Source organism: Martinezella lusitana, from assembly GCF_900094565.1.
GTDB classification, from domain to species: domain Bacteria; phylum Pseudomonadota; class Alphaproteobacteria; order Rhizobiales; family Rhizobiaceae; genus Rhizobium; species Rhizobium lusitanum.
In genome coordinates this window covers 1-20,372 of the sequence record NZ_FMAF01000034.1, presented here as the reverse complement: position 1 = coordinate 20,372, position 20,372 = coordinate 1, and the positions used below count along the sequence as shown (strand labels likewise).

Annotated in this window: 21 protein-coding genes and 4 pseudogenes; 12 read left to right on the top strand and 13 right to left on the bottom strand. The window is 58.5% G+C overall.

Going from position 1 to position 20,372, the window contains the following annotated elements; genetic code table 11:
• Positions 1–92: 92 nt before the first annotated feature.
• Positions 93–461 (top strand): SPW repeat domain-containing protein, encoded by a 369-nt coding sequence (locus tag GA0061101_RS33745; protein ID WP_037200560.1) that lies wholly within the window; start codon positions 93–95, stop codon positions 459–461.
• A 197-nt stretch (positions 462–658) separates the two neighbouring features.
• Here GA0061101_RS33745 and GA0061101_RS41195 read toward each other — a convergent pair whose 3' ends face one another.
• The gene (locus tag GA0061101_RS41195) at positions 659–1,039 is read right to left on the bottom strand and encodes a helix-turn-helix domain-containing protein (protein WP_162732698.1); all 381 of its coding nucleotides are present in this window, start codon (positions 1,037–1,039) and stop codon (positions 659–661) included.
• Between the two features lie 401 nt (positions 1,040–1,440).
• Here GA0061101_RS41195 and GA0061101_RS40545 point away from each other — a divergent pair.
• A pseudogene (locus GA0061101_RS40545) lies at positions 1,441–1,545 on the top strand (nuclear transport factor 2 family protein); the annotation flags it as partial.
• Between the two features lie 106 nt (positions 1,546–1,651).
• Here the strand turns inward: GA0061101_RS40545 and GA0061101_RS33730 are convergent.
• Positions 1,652–2,074, bottom strand: a complete 423-nt coding sequence (locus GA0061101_RS33730; protein ID WP_047640304.1) for a GFA family protein — start codon at positions 2,072–2,074, stop codon at positions 1,652–1,654.
• 130 nt (positions 2,075–2,204) lie between these two features.
• Complete coding sequence (locus GA0061101_RS33725) at positions 2,205–2,783, bottom strand: TetR/AcrR family transcriptional regulator (protein WP_037200555.1); 579 nt, start codon at positions 2,781–2,783, stop codon at positions 2,205–2,207.
• Between the two features lie 230 nt (positions 2,784–3,013).
• On the opposite strand from GA0061101_RS33725, the gene GA0061101_RS39660 reads away from it, so the two are divergent.
• The gene (locus GA0061101_RS39660; RefSeq protein WP_156151556.1) at positions 3,014–3,169 is read left to right on the top strand and encodes a hypothetical protein; all 156 of its coding nucleotides are present in this window, start codon (positions 3,014–3,016) and stop codon (positions 3,167–3,169) included.
• A gap of 21 nt (positions 3,170–3,190) precedes the next feature.
• Here GA0061101_RS39660 and GA0061101_RS33720 read toward each other — a convergent pair whose 3' ends face one another.
• Positions 3,191–4,144: a LysR family transcriptional regulator gene (locus tag GA0061101_RS33720; RefSeq protein ID WP_047640284.1), complete on the bottom strand. Its 954-nt coding sequence runs from the start codon at positions 4,142–4,144 to the stop codon at positions 3,191–3,193.
• Between the two features lie 218 nt (positions 4,145–4,362).
• Here GA0061101_RS33720 and GA0061101_RS33715 point away from each other — a divergent pair, with 218 nt between their 5' ends.
• The 4 genes and pseudogenes from GA0061101_RS33715 to GA0061101_RS39655 all read left to right on the top strand — a co-directional run bounded on the left by GA0061101_RS33715 (position 4,363) and on the right by GA0061101_RS39655 (position 6,436).
• On the top strand, positions 4,363–5,097 hold the full coding sequence (locus tag GA0061101_RS33715; protein ID WP_037200552.1) for an SDR family NAD(P)-dependent oxidoreductase: 735 nt from the start codon (positions 4,363–4,365) through the stop codon (positions 5,095–5,097).
• A gap of 72 nt (positions 5,098–5,169) precedes the next feature.
• Positions 5,170–5,775: an NADPH-dependent F420 reductase gene (locus GA0061101_RS33710; protein WP_280951448.1), complete on the top strand. Its 606-nt coding sequence runs from the start codon at positions 5,170–5,172 to the stop codon at positions 5,773–5,775.
• Positions 5,776–5,847: 72 nt separating this feature from the next.
• Positions 5,848–6,202: pseudogene (locus GA0061101_RS33705) on the top strand (nuclear transport factor 2 family protein); the annotation flags it as partial.
• Between the two features lie 66 nt (positions 6,203–6,268).
• Complete coding sequence (locus tag GA0061101_RS39655; RefSeq protein ID WP_156151555.1) at positions 6,269–6,436, top strand: hypothetical protein; 168 nt, start codon at positions 6,269–6,271, stop codon at positions 6,434–6,436.
• Between the two features lie 18 nt (positions 6,437–6,454).
• On the opposite strand, the gene GA0061101_RS33700 is transcribed toward GA0061101_RS39655, so the two are convergent.
• The 4 genes from GA0061101_RS33700 to GA0061101_RS33685 form a co-directional block, all read right to left on the bottom strand.
• Entirely contained in the window at positions 6,455–7,075 is a 621-nt protein-coding gene (locus GA0061101_RS33700; protein WP_092576732.1) for an NADPH-dependent F420 reductase, read from the bottom strand.
• Positions 7,076–7,186: 111 nt separating this feature from the next.
• On the bottom strand, positions 7,187–8,131 hold the full coding sequence (locus GA0061101_RS33695) for an SDR family oxidoreductase (RefSeq protein ID WP_047640281.1): 945 nt from the start codon (positions 8,129–8,131) through the stop codon (positions 7,187–7,189).
• Positions 8,132–8,247: 116 nt separating this feature from the next.
• Complete coding sequence (locus GA0061101_RS33690; protein ID WP_047640280.1) at positions 8,248–9,219, bottom strand: SDR family oxidoreductase; 972 nt, start codon at positions 9,217–9,219, stop codon at positions 8,248–8,250.
• A 37-nt stretch (positions 9,220–9,256) separates the two neighbouring features.
• The gene (locus tag GA0061101_RS33685) at positions 9,257–9,892 is read right to left on the bottom strand and encodes an NADPH-dependent F420 reductase (RefSeq protein ID WP_037200544.1); all 636 of its coding nucleotides are present in this window, start codon (positions 9,890–9,892) and stop codon (positions 9,257–9,259) included.
• 511 nt (positions 9,893–10,403) lie between these two features.
• Between GA0061101_RS33685 and GA0061101_RS33680 the strand changes: the two genes are divergently transcribed.
• The gene (locus GA0061101_RS33680; RefSeq protein ID WP_244655240.1) at positions 10,404–11,534 is read left to right on the top strand and encodes an alpha/beta fold hydrolase; all 1,131 of its coding nucleotides are present in this window, start codon (positions 10,404–10,406) and stop codon (positions 11,532–11,534) included.
• 241 nt (positions 11,535–11,775) lie between these two features.
• Here the strand turns inward: GA0061101_RS33680 and GA0061101_RS33675 are convergent, their stop codons facing one another.
• Complete coding sequence (locus GA0061101_RS33675; RefSeq protein ID WP_092576729.1) at positions 11,776–11,970, bottom strand: LysR substrate-binding domain-containing protein; 195 nt, start codon at positions 11,968–11,970, stop codon at positions 11,776–11,778.
• A gap of 66 nt (positions 11,971–12,036) precedes the next feature.
• Positions 12,037–12,360 carry a DUF5335 family protein gene (locus tag GA0061101_RS33670; protein WP_245297627.1) on the bottom strand — a complete coding sequence of 108 codons (324 nt, stop codon included), beginning with the start codon at positions 12,358–12,360 and terminating at the stop codon, positions 12,037–12,039.
• Positions 12,361–12,784: 424 nt separating this feature from the next.
• Between GA0061101_RS33670 and GA0061101_RS33665 the strand changes: the two genes are divergently transcribed.
• Positions 12,785–15,376: an erythromycin esterase family protein gene (locus GA0061101_RS33665; protein ID WP_245297626.1), complete on the top strand. Its 2,592-nt coding sequence runs from the start codon at positions 12,785–12,787 to the stop codon at positions 15,374–15,376.
• 72 nt (positions 15,377–15,448) lie between these two features.
• Here GA0061101_RS33665 and GA0061101_RS40540 read toward each other — a convergent pair.
• Positions 15,449–15,720: pseudogene (locus GA0061101_RS40540) on the bottom strand (transposase); the annotation flags it as partial.
• Positions 15,715–15,852 (bottom strand): annotated as a pseudogene (locus GA0061101_RS41190) (IS256 family transposase); the annotation flags it as partial. The pseudogenes GA0061101_RS41190 and GA0061101_RS40540, both read right to left, overlap by 6 nt.
• 732 nt (positions 15,853–16,584) lie before the next feature.
• On the opposite strand from GA0061101_RS41190, the gene GA0061101_RS33650 reads away from it, so the two are divergent.
• Together GA0061101_RS33650 and GA0061101_RS33645 are read left to right on the top strand one after the other, a co-directional pair.
• Complete coding sequence (locus tag GA0061101_RS33650; RefSeq protein ID WP_037200539.1) at positions 16,585–17,031, top strand: pyridoxamine 5'-phosphate oxidase family protein; 447 nt, start codon at positions 16,585–16,587, stop codon at positions 17,029–17,031.
• A 69-nt stretch (positions 17,032–17,100) separates the two neighbouring features.
• Positions 17,101–17,433, top strand: coding sequence for a hypothetical protein (locus GA0061101_RS33645; protein WP_092576718.1), 333 nt, complete (start codon positions 17,101–17,103; stop codon positions 17,431–17,433).
• Positions 17,434–17,650: 217 nt separating this feature from the next.
• On the opposite strand, the gene ligA is transcribed toward GA0061101_RS33645, so the two are convergent.
• On the bottom strand, positions 17,651–19,789 hold the full coding sequence (gene ligA, locus GA0061101_RS33640; protein WP_245297625.1) for an NAD-dependent DNA ligase LigA: 2,139 nt from the start codon (positions 19,787–19,789) through the stop codon (positions 17,651–17,653).
• 342 nt (positions 19,790–20,131) lie between these two features.
• Here ligA and GA0061101_RS33635 point away from each other — a divergent pair.
• Positions 20,132–20,372, top strand: a 241-nt coding sequence (locus GA0061101_RS33635) for an IS5 family transposase (protein WP_047558138.1), incomplete at its 3' end; no start/stop codon positions are given.

Sequence of the window (20,372 nt, the reverse complement as noted above, 5' to 3'; positions counted from 1 at the left end):
ATTAAAGCGTGACGACTGAATATTTGACTCAGCTCAAATAACGCCAATAGCCGATGCATTAGGATGGCATAGTTCTAGCAATGGAGACTACAATGAATGAACCACGTTGGCAGAACTGGCTAAGTCTTATCCTTGGAATCTATATAGTCGCAGCGCCTTGGGTCGTTCCCATTTTTCTACCTCAGACTTCGGCGTCCACGATGATAGAGGTTGCCGGATCGATCGCCGGACTGGCACTTGCGATCGTCTCAATGTCCGGAATTTTTGATCCGGAGATCTGGACCGATTGGGTGAAGGTCTTGTTAGGCATGGTGCTCCTTGTAATTCCGTGGGTCGCTGATTTCAGTGACAACATTACTTTCACCTACAACTTTGTACTGGCCGGTATGGTTCTCATCATAATAAGTGGATTGGCCTTTGCCTCAAGGCGCCCGAAGATTGGACGCGACTGGCAAGAATGATGGCTTCGAGCATAGACCGCGCCAAATAGGCCGGACATATGACTGCACCATCCGACGGCGATTTGCGCAATAAACACCTTGCTAACCGGGTCGTTCCACATATGAGGAAGAGCCCGATTTACTGCTAAGCGACGCCTTGCTGCGCACGGACGACGACCGTGCAGCAATTGGGACGTCGCAGTGCGTATGAGCGACGTTCATCCGATGTCTCGTGGTGGGTGGAGCATTGAACTCGCGGTCACCGTCCGGCGGCCCGGGCCGACGATTAGCTCGGGAGAGCAGTCTGGAATGCGCCTGGCGTTACACCCATTGTCCGCCTGAATGTTGCGACGAAGTGCGCCGACGTTGCGAAGCCGACACCGTCGAACCTCGGCGACAGACTTCCCTGGCTTCTTCAGGAGTGTGATCCCGCGTTCAAGCCTGCGGAGAACGACGTGACGATGCGGTGTCACCCCGGTCTGTTGGTGGAACGCACGAATGAAGTGATTGACACTCAAACATACGGCGCCGGCCAACTGGTCCAAAGTCGGCGACGCGACGGACTTGTTATCCGAGGCAAACACTTTCAAAGGCTTCATGTTCCTGCCGGCAACACTATCAATTTTCTGATAAACTGCATGCCGCTGACTCTGCTGCATTTTCCGCGATTTAAATGTTTTCTCCAGAATAATATGCCGGACGAATTGGGCCTTACGCGGGGGAGGTGCGCCGAAAATCCGCGCTGCCAGCTGGCCTGTGGGTAGGTTTCGCGCAGCTAAGCAACAGAACTTGGCGATGCTCTACGGGTGTCCAATGATGGGCTTGAGATTGTTCGGGCCGATAAGATTACTTTCTCGCGTTTCGAGAAGGCCTTCCGCCCAGTCCTTACCGGCCGTCTTTGCGGATCGAGCGTTTGTCGAGGCCCATCCAGGTTCTAGGTTGGAGCGCGACCTTCCAGCAAAGCCATGCACCGATATTCTGTTGGGGTCGACAGCAGCAGTATGCCATCACCGTTCGAGATGGCAAGCTGACGAAAATCCGTGAGTATATCGATACGCAGGCACTGGCACGGGCCTCCGAGACGGCCGCGAGCCCCAGATCCTGAGCCTCAGGATGGCGAGGCAGCACAACCGGCAGCGGCTGCTGATGCGCAGCGCGCTGTTGCCTATCTCCACAATCTCCAGTCGCAGTTATTTTGCTCTCAACAACATTCACAGGAGGCGCGTGTCGGCCGGCTCGTGCTCATAGTCATCGTGGCGGCCATCGACATGTTTTATCGACTTGGCAATTTGGTCGGTGTCCTGCCCGATATCGTCCAACGCGGCGATAGACACTGCGTAGAATCTGCCGAGTGATTCCTTGTCTCCCTGTCCAAATGTGCGGACACCACAGGTCTCGCAGAACCGATAGTGAAGATTTGCCTTCGATTTGCCGGGCGGAATCCACGTGTAGTCGGACAGGTTATCCTCGCCCTTTTCTATTTTGAAGTCATCGGCCTGCAGGATCGCGAACCAGAATCGTGCCTTGCTGCATATTGAGCAGTTGCAGCGCGTCGTTCCTTTTTCGAAATCAATCGCGGCTTCAAATGCGACGGCACCGCAATGACAGGAGCCGTGGTAGGTCTTCTTGGTCATCATATTCTCCTCAGTACGCGTTGAGTAGTCTCCACGGCTGGAACAAAGGTAGATCTTCTACGGTTGCGCAGCGGGCGGCCTGTTCCCGTTTGGCTGAGGGCGAGCATCGACCGTTAGATGCGGACGGTGTTCAATACACTGCCTTCTCAACATCGTTGCTCGACGGATTTGCCAGGATGGCACTCGCGACAATGTGAGTGAGATGGTCGGCCCGAGGCGCAAATGAAGGTAAGTCGACGAGCCATCCGAGCGCCGACATCAAGCCAAATAGATCGTCCCCATTCATGTCGGCGCGCGCCCTGCCTTCTCCCTGAGCACGGGCCAGTAATCGCGCGCCCGCTGAGTGCACCGCAGCGCATGAAGCATAAAGGGCGGAATCCGGGTTCGTATGTGCGGCCGCCATCATTGCGACAACACCCTTCTGGCCTTGGGCGAATGCTATCCATTCGCGAAACCAAGACAGGAGTGCTTCGTCAGGCCGGGCTGACATTTCGAGCTCGTCTGCCTTCTGCGTCAGTGCGTCCAGCTTCGTACACACCAACGCTTCAAAAAAGGCTTCCCGCGTCGGGAAATGACGAAGCAGCGTGGCAAGCCCGACGCCGGCGCGGCGGGCAATATCGCGCATGGATGCGTTGACGCCCTGCTCTGCGACGACGTCACGCGCGACCGCGAGAATATGGTCGTAATTTTTCCTAGCGTCGGCTCGCATATCTCGCCCTAAAAGGATCGGTGATCCTTATATTTGGATCAGTGGTCCAATAGATATAGTGTATGTTTGCAAATGGCAACAGAGGCGCTGTTGGAAAGCGTGGAAGTGGAAGCCACGGTAAGCACCAACCGGCCGCCTGCGCACTAGTGACCTGAGCGCGTCGTATTGCTGAAGAAGCGGGAGCGTTCCGCGAACAAGCACGCGGCCTAGCCAGCGGCCTGGAGGCCGAGTTGAGAATCGTGCTCGACGCGCTTTATCCGATTCCTCAGATATTTGATGCGCTTCGGGCCTTCACCGAACAATTTCCGACAGTACCGCCGCGCCTCTACGTCGCGTCACTGGGTGCCGCTGCGAACCTGGTGACCGACGGGGGATGCACCATTTAGCCGGCAGATTAATCTTCTACCTCACGCATTCTGCAGACTGATCGCGGTTCGTCGGTGGCTATCGAGTTTGGACGATTGATCCTGGCGAGACGTGTCGCCTGCAAGAACACCTGCGTGGGCACGCAGTCTCTCTGATATGAACTCCGTGAACAGGCGGACACGCTTGGTCTTTCGCGTTTCGCCCTGTGTCAGCACCCACAGCGTTCCATGAGGGCCGAGACGTGTGCCGGGAACTCGGACGAGCAACGGTTCAGCATCTCCGACGAAGCTTGGAAGCGCCGATATCCCCAGGCCCAGCCGCATCGCCTCGAGATGGGCTGCATCTTCCGGGACCCGGAACGGGGCTCCGGTAATTTCGACGACATCGCCCTGGGCCCACTCCGGCACGCCCTCTATGTTTTTCGATATCCATCTGATGTTGCCAGACTTGCCGTCTTTCCAAGCCGCAAGAAGGTCCTGAGACATATAGACACCCACGGAAAGGTCGGGACCTTTCACGCCGTGAAGGTTTTGCGGCAAAGAGTTGCGATCAAAAACGACTCTCAAGGCCACGTCGGCTTCGCGATTTGTCAGGTTGGCATTTTCTAAAGAAGAGTGGATCTCCATTTCGATCTCTGGGTGCTGTCGTGTAAAGGCGGCAAAGTCAGGCATCAACAGGTGGGTCGCCAGGGTGGGCGCCATTGTGACTCGCAGGGGACCACGCACGGCCTGATCACGGCCGGACACGCGGCTCACCAGCAAATTAGACGAAGCCTCCATCTGTTCTGCCAGTTCCTGGACCTGTTCGCCAGCTTCGGTGAGGCGATAGCCTGCGGGCAACTTTTCGAACAACTGCGAATGGAGCTGGGCCTCCAGCTGCGCGATGCGCCTCAGGACCGTCGTGTGATTGACTTCAAGCTGGGCCGCGGCCGCACGGACGGAACCATGTCGGGCCACGGCGAGAAAATATCGAACATCATCCCAGTCGATCGTCATTGTGTTCCTGGCCAAATCGCAATGCTGATGTCTTGAAGCGGTGCTTTAGCACAATTCCCCGCGATGCAGGCGGTGTGATTATGCACCACGCTTGTGCAATTTTCCACACTGATAGCGTGGAGCGCGGCCTCCTACCTCAATGGAGCAAACAAAGCGGGTCGGCGCGCTGACCCTAAACGTTTCTTTATTCCGCGCAACCCCAACGAAGGATGCATGACATGACTAGACTGAATGGAAAGACCGCCGTGATCACCGGTGGTGCTACCGGTATCGGCCGCGCCGCTGCAAAACGCTTCATCGAGGAGGGCGCCTTCGTCTTCATCTACGGCCGCCGGCAGGAAGCGCTCGACGCCGCGGTGGCAGAGCTCGGACCCAATGCCCGCGCGGTGAAGGGCTCGGTCTCGGATGAGGCTGACCTTGATCGCCTCTACGCAGCGGTAAAGGCAGAGCGCGGAACGCTCGACATCGTCTTCGCCAATGCCGGGGCCGGAAGCCCGCTTCCGCTCGGTAAGATCACCGCCAAGCACATTGACGAAACTTTCGACACCAACGTGAAGGGTACGATCTTCACGGTCCAGAAGGCGCTGCCGCTGATGGGCAAGGGCGGTTCGATCATCCTGACCGGATCGAGCGCCGGCACCACGGGCGCTCCGGGATTCACTGCCTACAGCGCAAGCAAGGCGGCGGTGCGCAACCTCGCGCGGACCTGGGCCGAGGACCTGAAGGGCACCGGCATCCGGATAAATGTGCTGTCGCCCGGGGCGACGGCGACCGAACTCGCGAAGGAGGCGCTGGGCGAGGAGGGTCAGAAGGCCTACGGTGCGATGACTCCGCTCCAGCGCATGGCCGATCCGGCAGAGATCGGGGCCGTGGCCGCCTTTCTCGCGTCGTCGGACAGCAGCTTCATGACCGCCAGCGAAGTCGCCGTCGACGGCGGCTTGGCACAGCTCTGACGCACCACGCCACGACCTTCGGCGCTCTATTAATCGTACTGAGCGCCGTGGGACGGGATAGATACAAGGAGAATAGATATGAGCTACGCAATTATCGGCTTCGGCAATATCGGCCAGGCCCTGGCCAAGGCGTTTGCCCGCAAGGGCGTTGAAGTATCCGTCGCAACCACGCGCGACCCGGAGAGTTTTGCCTCTGCCGCGGCAGCGATCGGCCCCACAATCATTCCCAAGACACTCGCCGAGGCCGTCAAGGCGGATATCCTTTTCTTGGCTGTCCGTTTCGAGTCGCTTCCGGATGTCGCGAAAGCGCTTCCCACATGGAAGGGGAAGACGATCATCGATGTGACCAATGCCTACGGCGTGCCCCCTGAGGAACTGGGGGGACAGCCTTCGTCCAAGTTCGTCGCGCAAGCCTTCACTGGCGCGAGACTGGTCAAGGGCTTTAACCATTTGGGTGCTGCCTCCCTTGCCCAAGATCCAGCCGTGCATGGCGGCAGGAGAGTCGTGTTTCTGGCGAGCGACGATGACGCTGCCGCAGACGAGATTGGTGCGCTCGCGGAAAATCTCGGTTTCGCGCCGATCAAACTTGGCGGGCTTTCGGAAGGTGGGCTGCTGGTCCAGGCGCGCGGAAAAAGCTGGGGGCAGCTGATCTTCAAGGACTTGGTCAAGTTCGACTGATGGGCGGGACGCAAATATCGATATGATCCCGCCTCGTGGAACCCCAACGTGTCCGACTAGATCGGGCACGATCTGCTGGTCTTGGTTGCAGACGATATTAAGTGGATCATTCCGGGCGGGGACTGGCCGTTGGCAGACACCCACCGCGGGCGTGGGGAATTGGCAGCAGTGCTTAAAAGGGCGGTCGAAGAGGTGGAAATAACATACCCGAAGCCCCGAACTCGTGGCGCAGGGGTATCGGGTAGTGGTGGTAGGCGTCGCTACGGGAAAAATCGACGCGACGAACAAACCTTACAAGGACGATTGGGTCTTCGCCATTACCGTTCGAGATGGCAAAGTGACGAAGATCCGGGAGTATTTCGACATACAAGCACTGGCGCGGGCCTCCGAAATGGCCGTGAGCCTCAGACCCTGGGCTTCGCGATAGAGCGAGGCCAATTGCAGCACAACCAGCGGATCGACTGCCTCGTGATCGGCGGCGGTTCCGCGGGGATTGACGGCCGCGCTCTACCTGGCGCGGTTCCGCCTGACCGTTCAGGTGGTCGACCGAGGCGCGGGGCGGGCCGCATCGATCCCGCTAACGAGGATCTATCCGGACTTCCCCGATGGCATCACCGGCCGCGACCTCGTCCAACGCATCGGAGAGATCGCGGGCTCGTGAGGACGTGGTGTCGGTGATTCAGCCGATATCGACGGTCATGGCGAAGTCCCAGGTGCCGGCGCCATTTTTGGCGAGGCCAATCATCATCAGGCCAAGTGCCTCGAGCGTCTGGGCCATGTGCAGGCCGCCGACATCGAACGGACGCAGCCTGAGGCTCTCGAGGAAGGCCGAGACGCGCCTCTTCGCCTCCGCGTCATCGGCTGCGATGAACGCGTCGAGGCGTCCACCCTTCGCAAGGACGTGACCGAAGATCGTGTTGAAGGCCTTCACGACATGCGCGCCTGCGGGCAGGCCGTTGGCGGTCTCCTGTGCGCCTGAACTGCCATGGGGCGTTACGAGGCCGGAGAGGTCGGGTGCGACGGGGTTGGCGATGTCGATGATCACCTTGCCGTCCAGCGCTGGCCCGAAGTCGGCCACCGCTCCCGCCGCACCGGCGTATGGCACGGCGAGGATGACGATGTCGCCCGCAGGTGCTGCGCCGTAAGTTCCTGTGGTGGCTCCGGCTCCAAGTTGGTCGGCAAGCGCCTGCGCGTTTGCCACGGTACGGCTGATTACCTCGACGGTGTGTCCAGCCTTTGCGGTGCGGCCGGCGATTGCCGCCGCCATTTTTCCTGAGCCGATGATGCTGATAGTGCTCATGTGCAGTCTCCTTTTGAATCGTGGGGTATTGCTCGTCTTCCCTGGACGGATCACGCCATCACGACGTTGCTGTCCTCCAGGCGCGGCATGACTAGCCGGCCTGTCGTCACCTCATCGGTCGGCGGGGAAGTAATGGCCGTCGTCCAAGTCGGCGAACAGGCCGGGCTGAGTTGGTTCCCAGCCAAGGGTCCGGCGGGTGATGGCGTTTGAGGTCGGCGTGTCGAGCGTGACCAGATTCGCAAGGAACCCAAAATATCCCGGCAGCATCAGCACGTCTGCAGGAATTGGCATAGCCGGCAGCTTCAAACGCTCGCCAATGGCCTCGGCGATCTGGCGGTACGGAACGGCCTCGTCGGCAACCGCGTGCCAGTTGCATCCGGCAGGCCCCTTCTCCAGCGCCAAGCGAAATACGGTGGCAAGGTCGCGGGCGTGCACGGCCCCCCACCGGTTCGTACCGTCTCCGGGATAACCGACGACACCCTTTTCCTTCGCCAGCCCGATCAGCAGCGGAAGGAAGCCGGCCTTGTCGGTCGAACTGTGCATGATTTCAGGAATCCGCACGATTGAAGACCGCACGCCCTTCTCGGCGAGGCCAATCACCGTGGTTTCCACGATGTTACGAACCCGCAGGGTGCCCTTGTAGGGATCGCCGCCAGGAAGGGGCGGATCCTTCTCGGTGGCTGGCCGGCCCAAGCCTTCCCACCCAGGTGAGCCAATACTTCCTGACGCGACCAGCGGCTTTCCGCTTCCCGCCAGTGCCTCGCCATAGGCGAGCATGATCTGGAGTTCGGCGGCGGCTACAGCGTTGATCCCACCTGTTGGAATCAGGTCTTGCCGGTGCGCGACATGGATGACGCCGTCCGAGGCCGCGGCCGCCTCCATGAGACCGTCGATATCCTCGAGGCTGCCGCGACGCACCTTGGCGCCGAGCGCGGACACTGCCGCTGCGGCCGCGTCAGAGCGTGCCAAGGCGGTGACCGCGTGGCCAGCGGCGATGAGATCGGAAATGATGTACGGACCGGAATGGCCGGTGCCGCCAGTAACAAATACGTGCATGTAACTGCTCCTTGTGAGCGATTTGAGGTGAGGGCGTTGGTGCGAGTGCACTCAGCCGAGAAGGCTGATGCCGATTGCGATGTTGGTGTGCTTGATGAGGAGAGGCTCACATCAACTCAAGCGGCAGGGAAGTAATGGCCGTTGTCCATGTCCTCGATCAGGCCGGGCTGGACAGGCGCCCAGCCGAGTGCCTGTCGCGTGATGGCGCTCGATGCCACGAAGTCACCGGTGACCACCGCCGACAGGCCGCCGAAATATCTCGGCACCATCATCTCATCGGCGGGAACGCTCTTGGCGGGCAGGCCGATGCGCTTGGCGACGGCCTCGGCGATCTCCCGGAACGGGACGCCCTCGTTGCCCACCGCGTGCCAGGTCTTTCCCGCAGCGCCCTTTTCGAGTGCAAGATGGAACAAGGATGCCAGGTCGCGCGCATGTACGGCAGGCCATCGGTTCGCGCCGGCTCCAGGATAGGCGACGAAGCCTTTCTGCTTCGCGAGCCCCGTCAGCCCGACGAGAAAGCCCGCACGATCGGTTGGGCTGTGCACGATGAGAGAAATCCGGACGACCGAAGACCGCACCCCCTTCTCGGCAAAGCTTAGCACGATGGTTTCCACGATATTGCGAGACACCAGAGTGCCTTCGTCCAAGGGGCCGCTCGGCAAAGCAGGGTCATCCTCCGTCGCAGGTCGGCCGAGGCTGATCGGCGCACCGATGCGGCCAGCACGGCCTGCGTTCGAGGGCGCGCCGATGCTGCCCGCCACGATCAGCGGCTTATTCGTGCCGGCCAGCGCATCGCCCAATGCCAGCACGATCGCGAGCTCAGAATCGCGCAGGGCGGTTAGCCCTCCGGACCGGAGGAGGTCGGCCCTGTAGCCGAGGTGGATGACGCCATCGGACTCCGCTGCTGCCACCTTCAGCACATCGAGATCGGCGAGGTCGCCACGACGCACCTTGGCACCGAGCGCGGACACTGCGGCGGCCGACTCGTCCGATCGCGCCAGACCGGTGACCTCGTGGCCGGCCGCGATAAGTTCCGGGACGACGTACGAGCCGGCGTGGCCGGAGGGGCCGGTGACGAAGACGTGCATGGCAATGCTCCTTGCGAAAAATGGGATATTAGGGCGCTCAGTCGAGGAGTTTGACGCCGATCGAGAAGTTGGTGTGTTTGACGGCATGGGTAACGAGCCCGAGCACAAGCATGCAGGCGTGTTCCAGCGCCCGCGCCATGGATAGCGGCCCGGCATCCATCGAGCGCAGTCCGAGGCTCTCGACGAAGACCGAGACGCGGGCCTTCGCCTGCACGCCGTCTCCAGCAATGAACACGTCCAACGGGTGGCCCTCGACTGGGCCAGCGGCGAGGACGTGGGCATTCAGGGTGTTGAACGCCTTTACGATTTCCGTATCGGCAGGCGCGGCCTTGGCGATCTCCTGCGCGCCAAAGCTGTCGTCAGGGGTCAAGAAGCCCGAGAAATCGGATTTAATGGGGTTGGTGATGTCGATGAGGATTTTGTCAGAAAGCTTCTCGCCATAGTGCTTCACGATGTCCAGAACCGTCGTGTAGGGAACGGCGAGGATGACGATGTCCCCGGCCGGGATGGCGGCGAACGTTCCTGTCGTTGCACCGGCGCCGAGCGCATCGGCCAACGTCCGCGCTTTGGCGGTGTCGCGAGCCATCAATTCGACCGTGTGTCCGGCCTTGACGGCAAGGCTCGCGATCGCTGCAGCCATGCCGCCTGAGCCGATTATACTGACAGTGCTCATGTTCGTGTTCCTTGCCGGTTTTCTTAATGACATCTCGTTACGCGTCGGGCGGGGTGTCCGTTGCCGTTCACGCGCAAGCGTTGCGTCTACTGGATCGCCGATCCATTTATTATTCGGATCACTGATCCAAATATACGGACCGCCGATCCATTTATCAAGGTGCTTCATGAGGGCCGACGCAAAAAAATTACAGCCACCCCCTCGCAGTCGCGCGTGACGTCGTTGCCGAGCACGGGACCGATGTATCGATGCGCGGCTCAGGCCGAGGGGACGGCGCGCATCGATATGACAGGTGGAAGGAGAAGTTTGCCCCCTTTTCGACAGGGCGCAACTTATTGATTTTCATTCGTAAATTGATGTAGCGTCGGCCACGACCGGCGTAAGTCTTGACCCCCGCTACTTTTTCAATATCTTCAACGTTTTCAGATCGTTGTCGCGGATTCCAGCGGGGTCGATCTTCGGCTCCGGGTCACACACTAAAGGACCATTGGACCAACCGGAGTATTTGACGATGACAGCCGTACTTCAATCGATCGATGTTGCTGTCGGGCCAATGCCGGACCGACGTTCCATTCTCCTGCGAATGTCCGCGGACGCGATCTCCAGCGCAGCATGGGGTGCGCCTAGCTCCGCGCCAACGCTGGTGTCGCGCATTTTCAATACGCCGCGTCACACAACGCACTACCTCGAGTGCGGACCGGCCGACGGACCGTTGATGTTCTTCCTGCATGGGTTCCCGAGCATCAGTTTGATATGGCGGGCCCAGATGGAGGCGTTCGCCGGCGGCGGCTGGCGCTGCGTCGCTCCCGATCTGCGCGGCTTCGGCGGCTCTTCTGCCCCGGCAGCCAAAGACGCTTACTCCATAAAGGAAATCGTGGCGGATATGACGGAGCTTCACGACCACCTTGGCGGCAAACCTGCGATCTGGGTTGGCCACGACTGGGGCAGTATCGTGGCTGGGGCATTGGCCGCGCATGAGCCTGAGCGCAGCCGTGGCGTTGTGCTGGCGTCGTGGGCGTATTTTCCTGAGGCGAACAGCCTGCCCACGCTCGTGTCGCTGGTTGATCGAACGATCTATCCGGCTGACCAGTATCCGGATGGCCAGTGGGACTACGTCCGCTACTACATGACGAATTTTGATGGGGCAGTCGCTGATCTTGAAGCAGACCATGCAGCATATCTTGCCTCGGCCTATCAACCCGGCAGTCCTGACGTCGTTGGAAAGGTTTCGCCGATGTCGATCGTAACGCGCAACGGAGGACGCTTCGGCGCTGCACATCGTGCCCCGCCGACTAAACCAAATCCCGCGCTGTGGCTCCCAGCGGACTTCGAGGTGCTGGTACAGTCGTTCAAGGCTCATGGCTTCCGCGGCCCCTGCGCGCTGTATACAAACGATGACGCCAACATCGCCTACGCCCGCGAAGCGGCCAATGGCGGGCGCCTCTCGCAGCCGATCCTTTTCGTTAACGGCGATTTTGATCAAATCTGCACCATCGCTGGAAATCGCCAAGGCGACCCGATGCGCGCGGCCTGCACAGACCTTACCGTGACGAGCCTGCCCGCCGGACATTGGCTCCCGCTTGAATGCAAGGCGGAACTTATCCAGGTCATCCGCAGCTGGCTTCAGAGCAAGAAGCTCTGATGACGGGATGGAAAAGGGGAGTCTCCAAGGTGGAGCGGTCGGCCTACGATGGATCAACCACGCCAGGTTTCGCGTTGAATAGGCCAATCAAGATGCAGTGCGACTTTAACCACCTATAAAGTCTATCCTGTGTTGGATACGAACCTTCATCGAGACTGACCGCCGATGAGCTGACCCACCGAGAGTTTTCGAAGCCTCGCGGATTCAGGCGTTCCAATAACACGCCATACGGCGTCAGAACTCAAAGAGGTGACGCGACCTTGGGCAATGCCCCTGCAAGTGCGTCGATAGCGGACCGCACGCGGGTGGGCAGATGAGGTCCCTCGGGCCAGACGGCCCACACTTCCGATGCGTGAGAAGACATCTGGCGCATTACTCTTACGAGTTCTCCGGACTCGATACGTTTCCGAACGAGCCAATGGGGCAACCAGGCCATCAATCGCGCAGCCAAATCCGATTTATCCGTTGCGCCTCTTAATCCGCTTCGCTGTCACCAATCCCATTACGGCTGCCGCGATGGCAGCAGCGTCACGATCTGATGCCGATCGTCTTGATCGACGATATCCAACGCCACCAAGGTCCCATCATCTTCCCTGATGGAAATCGTCTTGGGGCGATTGATGATGTGTTCGAGGCCGTCCAAGGAGATCTCAAGCGTATTCTTCTTCGGTTCGTAGGTCATTCCCAACAGTGGCGATGACGAGGTAAGGACCTGATCGCCCAAGGTAATCCCGACCACTTCAACCCGAACGTGCTTACCGCTGAGGGTCTTTACAAGGCTTTTGAAATAGGCTTGCCATTCTGCTGGAGCGATGGTCTTGCTCATCATGGTCTTCGTCCTTTTGAAAGCATTAAACTAAGACCAGGTATCGCTGGAATGATATGATCTGAATCAAGGATATCCTTATTTCTTCAGAAATGGTCAGAACCACGAGATTGTTGCATGGCTGCCGTCGTAAGTGCGCAGTAGAAAACACGCGAATTCCGCGCGATCATTCTAGAGTTCTCCCTCTAACCAGCCCCTCGTCGCAAATAGATCGGGGAAAATAACCGGTTCCCATTTTTAGCTTCCGACAGCCGATCCAATGCGGCCATGAACTGTGATCTAGTTGCCGTTCTATATGCGGCCATAGCGAGGATTTGATCTGCATCAATGTGGCAGATCACTGACTAGACATAGTGTTTTTATGGTCAAATCACATTACCAGTTTAGCGACAGGTCCGATGCAGGCCGTCAGTTGGCGGCCAGATTGATCACGCTCGCCCCTGATCGTCCGGTCGTTTACGCCTTGCCGCGCGGTGGCGTGCCGGTGGCGCTGGAAATCGCATGCGCGCTTCGTGCGCCGCTCGATCTCGTTCTAGTGCGCAAGATCGGTGCGCCGGGTGCTCCCGAAGTGGCGCTCGGTGCCGTTGTCGAAGGCGAAAGCCCTCAGACAGTCATCAACGAGGACGTGCGACTGGCGACCGGTGTCGATGACGCCTATCTCGAGCGCGCGCGGCAGCGGGAACTCACCGAACTCGAGCGCCGCCGCGCACTCTACCTTGGTAACCGCGCGCGACTGGAGCCGACCGGACATACCGCTATCATCGTCGATGATGGACTTGCCACAGGGGCTACAGCCAAAGCCGCGCTCATCGCGATTAAGAGCCAAGGTGCGGCCAAGACCATCCTCGCCATCCCCGTCGCACCGGAAGAAACGCTGGCCGAAATGCGTCAGCACGCCGACGTTGTCGTGTGTCTGAATCCCGCCAGGAATTTTCAAGGGGTAGGCGGATTCTATCGCGATTTCCACCAGCTCACCGATGAAGAGACGATCGGGCTGCTGAGACAAGGGTGGGCCGAAGGCGCTGATGCTGCGCCCGATCACTCCAGGCGCCGGGTCGCAGTTCCCCCGCTCGGTCTGGTCGGCGATCTAAGCGTACCGCCGGATCCACGAGGCATCATCCTTTTCGCCCATGGCAGCGGGTCGAGCCGGCTCAGTCCGCGCAATATTGCCGTTGCCGACCGGCTGAATGCCGAGGGCTTCGCGACACTTCTTCTGGATCTGCTGACGGCGGATGAGGCAAGAGACCGCCGCAATGTCTTCGACATTCCGTTGCTCGCGGAGCGTTTGCTTGAGGCCGCGATCTGGATCGGGGCGGAGCCGGACATCGCCGATCTGCCGCTTGGCCTGTTTGGCGCGAGCACCGGGGCCGGGGCAGCAATGTTGGCGGCAGCGGAGCTTCGGGGCCGCGTGGCGGCGGTGGTCTCGCGTGGTGGTCGCCCCGATCTGGCCAGCCCACGGCTCGGCGAGGTGGAAGCGCCGACACTGTTCATTGTCGGCGGCGACGACCAGCAGGTTCTTGCACTGAACCGCAAGGCACTGGCTGCCCTCAAATGTGACAAGCTGCTGAGGATCGTCCCCAACGCCACCCATCTGTTCGAGGAGCCTGGCGCACTTGAGGCGGTGACCGACATGGCAAGCGCCTGGTTCCAGCATTATCTGTCTCCGCCGGTGCAAAGCCACGTGCCGACGCCTGCAGGAGTTCAGCCAATATCGCCGATGTCGGTGGCGGCCTTGCTGCGGGCCGCAGCTGAACCGTTGCCTTCGCTGGATGACCCTGCCTTCCCCACTGCCTTCGACCGGTTTGCTGATGCACGCGTGGTGTTGCTTGGCGAGGCCTCTCACGGCACCTCGGAATTTTACCAGGCCCGCGCCGCTATTACGCGTCGGCTGATTGAGAAACATGGTTTCACGATCGTTGCAGTCGAGGCCGATTGGCCAGATGCCGCCGCGGTTGACCGTTATGTGCGACAAAGCCCACATCAGCCGATGAATTCAACGCCGTTCGCCCGATTCCCGACCTGGATGTGGCGCAACAAGGACGTCGATGCATTCGTCAGCTTCCTGCGCAATCACAACGCCACAAAATTGCCCAACGACAAGGTCGGCTTCTATGGCCTCGACCTCTACAACATGACGGCATCGATCGCCGCGGTGCTCGCCTACCTTGACCGCGTCGATCCAGAGGCTGCGGCGGTGGCGCGCGGGCGCTATGCCTGTTTGTCGCCGTGGTCGCGGGAGCCGGCCGCCTATGGTCGTGCATCACTGACTGAAGGTTATGCGCTATGCGAGCGGCCGGTGACGCGCATTCTCGTCGATCTCCTGCAAAAGGAGTTCCAATACGCCAAAAAGGATGGCGCTGAGTTCTTCGACGCCATGCAGAATGCTCGTCTTGTAGCCGATGCGGAACGCTACTATCGGGCCATGTATTACGGCGCTCACGAATCGTGGAATCAGCGTGACCAGCATATGTTCAATACCCTCCGGAATATCCTCGCATGGGCAGGTCCAAAGACAAAGGCTGTCGTCTGGGCTCACAATTCCCATATCGGGGACGCGCGATTCACCGATATGGGCATGGAGCACGGCGAACTGAACATTGGCCAGTTGTGCAGACAGGCCTATGGACACGATGCTGCCCTGGTCGGCTTCGGCACCCATACCGGGACCGTTGCGGCGGCCTCGGAATGGGACGCGCCAATGGAGATCAAGGCGGTACGGCCATCTCGTCCCGATAGTTACGAGGCCTTATGCCACGACGTCGGTACTGAACGTTTCCTGTTGGACCTTCGCGCCGGACAGCACGAGGATCTCCGTCGCGGCATGGCTGAGCCGCGACTCGAGCGCTACATCGGCGTCGTCTATCGCCCGGAAACAGAGCGCTGGAGCCATTACAGCTACGCATCGCTGGCCGATCAGTACGATGCTTTCGTCTGGTTCGACAAAACAAGTGCCGTGGTCCCCTTGCCGACGCAGGTGGCTACCGGCGAGGATGAGACTTATCCATTCGGCCTCTGATCCAGAAGCACGCAACCGTTGTCCAAGTTGTTCCGCATGTCAGAATAGGTCAGCGGTCATTGCCATCTTGCATCAACGAGCGCTGATCATCACCTGCACCCGTTCGCGCAGTGCGATGGACATCATTCTCCAGGACTGATCGACAAGTTTCAGGCGACACAGCAATGGGCGGCAATGTCGTCGCAGTCCTTAAGGTGCGGTTTGACAGCCAGTTGCCCTCATAAGCCGCCAGCCATTCTCGACCGGGTTCAATTCCGGCGATCTCGGTGGAAGGATGATCGGGTCGCCTGATCGAGAATGAGCACAGCGTGAGAACCTTTATCGACCGCATGGCTGATTTTCTCGCCGAATCCGGCTACCGTGGCGGACCTACGGCTCCATAGCTGCCCAGCAGCAAAGCCGATCATCTCGCGCAACAAATCTGCATGCACGCCGTTCCCAACAAGCAAGCGCAGGTTCATTATGTCATTGTTCACTGGTGATCTTTCCATCAGCTTGGTCTTCGACAACATGACCCTACTGGAAAGCACTGAAGGCCTCCCGCAAAGCCGACCACCCGCTCTTCACCATGAAACGCGCGGGCATTCAGCGTTGCTGTCTGCCGTCGCGTACAGCACCTGCCGGCGCACAGTCGGGCGGAATTTTTTGCCCTTTTGCCGCTCATATTGATTTGCCTCAATGCACTAACGCCACAGCAGAACTATCGTAAGATTGTTCGATAATGTATGCTCATTCAGGAGCGATGCTATGCTGAGAGTAAAGCGCGATAGTTTCGGAGGCCCGGCTGGTAACGCTGTGCCGTCGTTGGGTGAAATTGGGGGGCGAGTCTTCGTTCTTGAAGCTGTGGCGACCACCGCTTTAACGAGGCTTTTGAGGCACTGTGCTGCAGATGGTCAAACCGAACACATAGAAGCACTTCGGCGCGCAATCGAAAGGAAATGTCGCGAGGCAAACCTGCCCGAAGCTCAGATTGCGGCTGCGTCGGAATATGCTCAAGAGTTGTTTAAAGACGCAATGGAGCGGGCGGGGAAAACTCCAGTTATAGGGCAATGAGATCCAGAGCGACGGTCCTTCGCCTCGGCAACTATTTGCATTCGCAGCGGCATGCCTTCGTGATCTCCATGCGCGCATTCGATTGCCGAAATGGAAGGTGCGGCGACGTTATCGTGTTGTTGATGGAAGATCCGCTATACCAGTGAGGAGTAGCAATGAACATCCAAGAGATGGCATACGAGGATTGTATTGCCCTCGTAAAAAAACAATGGCTTGCGAGATTGGCCTGCGCGAACGCAAATATCCCGTATGTCGTCCCTGTTCAATATGCGTGCGCCGGTGACAGGTTATACGCATTTACTTTGCCAGGTAAGAAGCTGGATATCATGAGAGCGAACCCCAATGTATGCGTTCAAATTGACCAGCTTAAAAGCAAGCACTCTTGGAAAAGTGTAATTATCGATGCGAGATTCGTCGAGCTTGATGGCGATGAAAGTCGCGAAGAAAAGCATCGGGCCTGGTCCCTGCTAGCGCAACACCTTGATTGGTGGGAGCCTGGTGCTTTGAAACCATCCTCCAGATTGGCGGATGCAACCCCCAAAACACACACTTTCTTTGCTCTCGATATGATTGACGTAAGTGGGCGCGCCACGGCGAGCTAGGAAACCAGGAACTTCCAAGGTGCGAGGAGAGCAAAAAGTCGCTTTCGTCTCCTCATAAGGATTTTCGCCATGCCAAAAATCGACGGTAAAAATTCAAGTGACAAAGGCAATGCAGTAGCGCCAACGATTGGGGAAATTGAAGGTCGTTTTCTTGTTCTTGAGCTTGTCGCTTTGAGTTCCATGACAAGATTGCTTCGTCTCCACGACGAACAGGAAAAAGCAGACCTAATTGCAGAGATACGGCACGATATCGAAGTTAAAGGTCGCGATTGTGGACTTCATTTTCGAGATATAATCGACGCGCAAAGCTACGCCGAAGATTTATTGAGGGACGCTCAAGCTCAAGCGGACGGTCTCGATGACATTAAGCATGCATTCCTGAAATCAGATAGGGATGAGTAAATGCTAGCGGGTAGTGGGCTCCCCATCGCTTTATGGTGAGTCCGGCATCACATGCAGGTCGATGCTTTGCGGGCATTGATGCCAGCAGATGGTCAAACAGGTACGAAGCGGGCGGACTGCTATCCAGGTGGTTCACACACTCATCACGATTTGCATGATTGTCGGACCGATTGGAGGAATATGTGTGCTGACAAGCTGCGTTGTTGAGCCCTGACACCTACCCGCGCGCCATCCTCAGCCATTCCGCTTCAGACAGAACCGTGACCCCGAGCCTTTTTGCCTCGGCAAGCTTCGATCCGGCGCCTGGGCCGGCAACGACAAAGTCGGTTTTCCCCGAGACCGAAGTTGCGGCTCTGGCGCCAAGCCGTTCCGCCTGCTCTTCCGCCTCTTCGCGCGTCATCGATGTCAGCGATCCTGTAAAGACGACGATCCGTCCTGCCACGGGCGACAGAATGTCGGATTGAGGCATGTCAAGGATAACTACTTGCCCGATGAGGCGCCGGACGATGTCGAGATTGTGAGTCTCGCCAAAATAGGACGCGATGCTGTCGATGACGGTGTCGCCGATTTTGTCGAGCGCATTCATTTCCTGTCTCGCTCCCGCATCGCCCGCCGCGATTTTCAAACATGCGGCTTCAAATTGGCTCCATGAGCGATAGGTTCTGGCAAGGACTAAGGCTGTCGTCTCGCCCACATGGCGAATGCCCAGCGCATAGATGAAGCGATCAAGGGCAATACGGCGGCGCATCTCAATCGCGCGAAACAGATTTTGAGCGGACTTTTTGCCGAAACCCTGCTGGGCTGCGAGTCCGATGTCGCTGGCGCGCCCTGCCAATGTGAAGATATCGGCGGGCTCGCAAATCCAACCATGTTTGAAGAGGAATTCGATTTTCTGTTCTCCGAGACCTTCGATATTGAAGGCGTGACGGGATGCCAGCAGCTTGAGATGTTCGATCTTTTGGTAGGGGCAGGCCAATTCTCCCGAACAGCGCAGATGGGCGCCTTGCTCCCCGGAATGTGTCAGCTCTCGTGCGACCTCCGTCCGCAGGAAGCACGGGCATGTCGTTGGAAAATCGTAGGGTCGGGAGGTTTTTGATCGTTTTTCCGGCAAGACGTCAACAACTTGCGGGATCACGTCACCGGCGCGTTCGATGACGACTGTATCATTGATGCGAATGTCGCGTCCCCCGCGAATAACCTGTCGGTTTGCGCTGATGCCTGCGATGTAATCCTTGTTATGAAGCGTGGCCCTTCTAACGACGACGCCCCCAATATTGATTGGCTCAAGTTTAGCAACTGGCGTCAGGACGCCCGTGCGCCCCACCTGCATCTCTATATCCGTCAGGACGGTTACGGCGCGTTCCGGTGGAAATTTGTGAGCGATCGCCCAGCGTGGGCTACGTGCGATCGAACCGAGCTTGTTTTGCCAGTCGATCCTGTCCACCTTATAGACGACGCCGTCGACATCGTAGTCGAGTTTCGCCCGCATCTCCTCGACTTCTTGATGAAACGCGAGCAATTCTCGATCCGAATGACAAGTCCTGGTCAGAGGGTTCGTTTTAAATCCGCAGGAAGCAAACCAGCGCATCATGTCGGATTGAGTAGCCGCCGGCATCCGGCTCATTTCGCCCCAGGCATATGCGAAGAAACCGAGGGGACGAGAGGCGGTAATCCGCGGATCCCTCTGGCGCAAGGAGCCGGCTGCCGAATTGCGCGGATTGGCGAAGGTTTGCCTGCCGGCCGCCACCTGAGCTGCGTTGAGTTTCAGGAAATCGGTCTTGGTCATATAAACCTCTCCCCGCACCTCACAAATATCCGGCACGTTGCCGCCACGCAGCCGCTGGGGTATTTCTGTCACCGTTTTGATGTTGGCAGTAACATCTTCACCTTCGGCGCCGTCACCACGTGTGGCGCCAGTGACAAGGGCACCCTTCTCGTATCGCAGCGATATCGAAAGACCATCGATCTTTGGTTCCGCGCTGAAGGCGATGGCTTCCGTTCCCCGAATTTTGAGCGACCTGCAGATCCGGTCGAAGAAATCGCTGACTTCTTCATCGGACATGGCATTTTCAAGGGAAAGAACCGGCACGACATGGTGGACTTTGCGGAATTCGGTCGCCGATGCGGCGCCAACCCTCAAGGACGGGGAGTCGGCGCGTAGCAATTGTGGAAATCGTTGTTCGATCGCAGCGTTGCGGGCGCGAAGCGCATCGTATTCCGCGTCGGTGATTGTTGGCCGATCCTCTTGATAATAGCGCTGATCGTGAGCGGCGATTTCCTTTGCAAGCCGTTCGAGTTCAGCAGCGGCTTGTGCGGTGGTGAGGTCGTCAGCAGCAATGTCGTTGGTGTTTTTCACTGTCGAACTCAGCCCTGGTGTTGCCGGAGGTAAGCATGTCAGACCCAATCCGATTCCCGGTTGTAGATGCCGCCGAGGCATCAACTCTTGCCTTCAGGCTTAAATCCGCGAAGGCATGGGGGGCTCCAGGCCGCACCTCATTTGTAACAGCTGGAGCAATCGACACGATGATCTTGATCAATCACCGTCGATCTGGCGCCAAATTCGCCGTCTTCGCAGTTTGATTGCGCGCAATGCGCTGCCAAGGCTGCTCGTTCAGAATACTTTAGGTCACATACCCATAAAATAGTTTTTGTTTTTAATGGATTGTGATTCACTGCTTCCGTTGATTTGGAGGCAGTGATGGCTCGCTTTGATTTGACGGATTTCGAATGGTCGGTGATTGAACCGCTTCTTCCAACGAAGGTACGCGGCAAGGCGAGGGTTGATGATCGGCGGGTGCTGAATGGTATCTTCTGGCGACTGAGAACGGGTGCGCCCTGGGCGGATATCCCGGCTCGATATGGTCCCTATACCACCTGCGTAAATCGCTTCAACCGGTGGCGCCATGCTGGGCACTGGGAGCGTATTCTCAACGCAATAT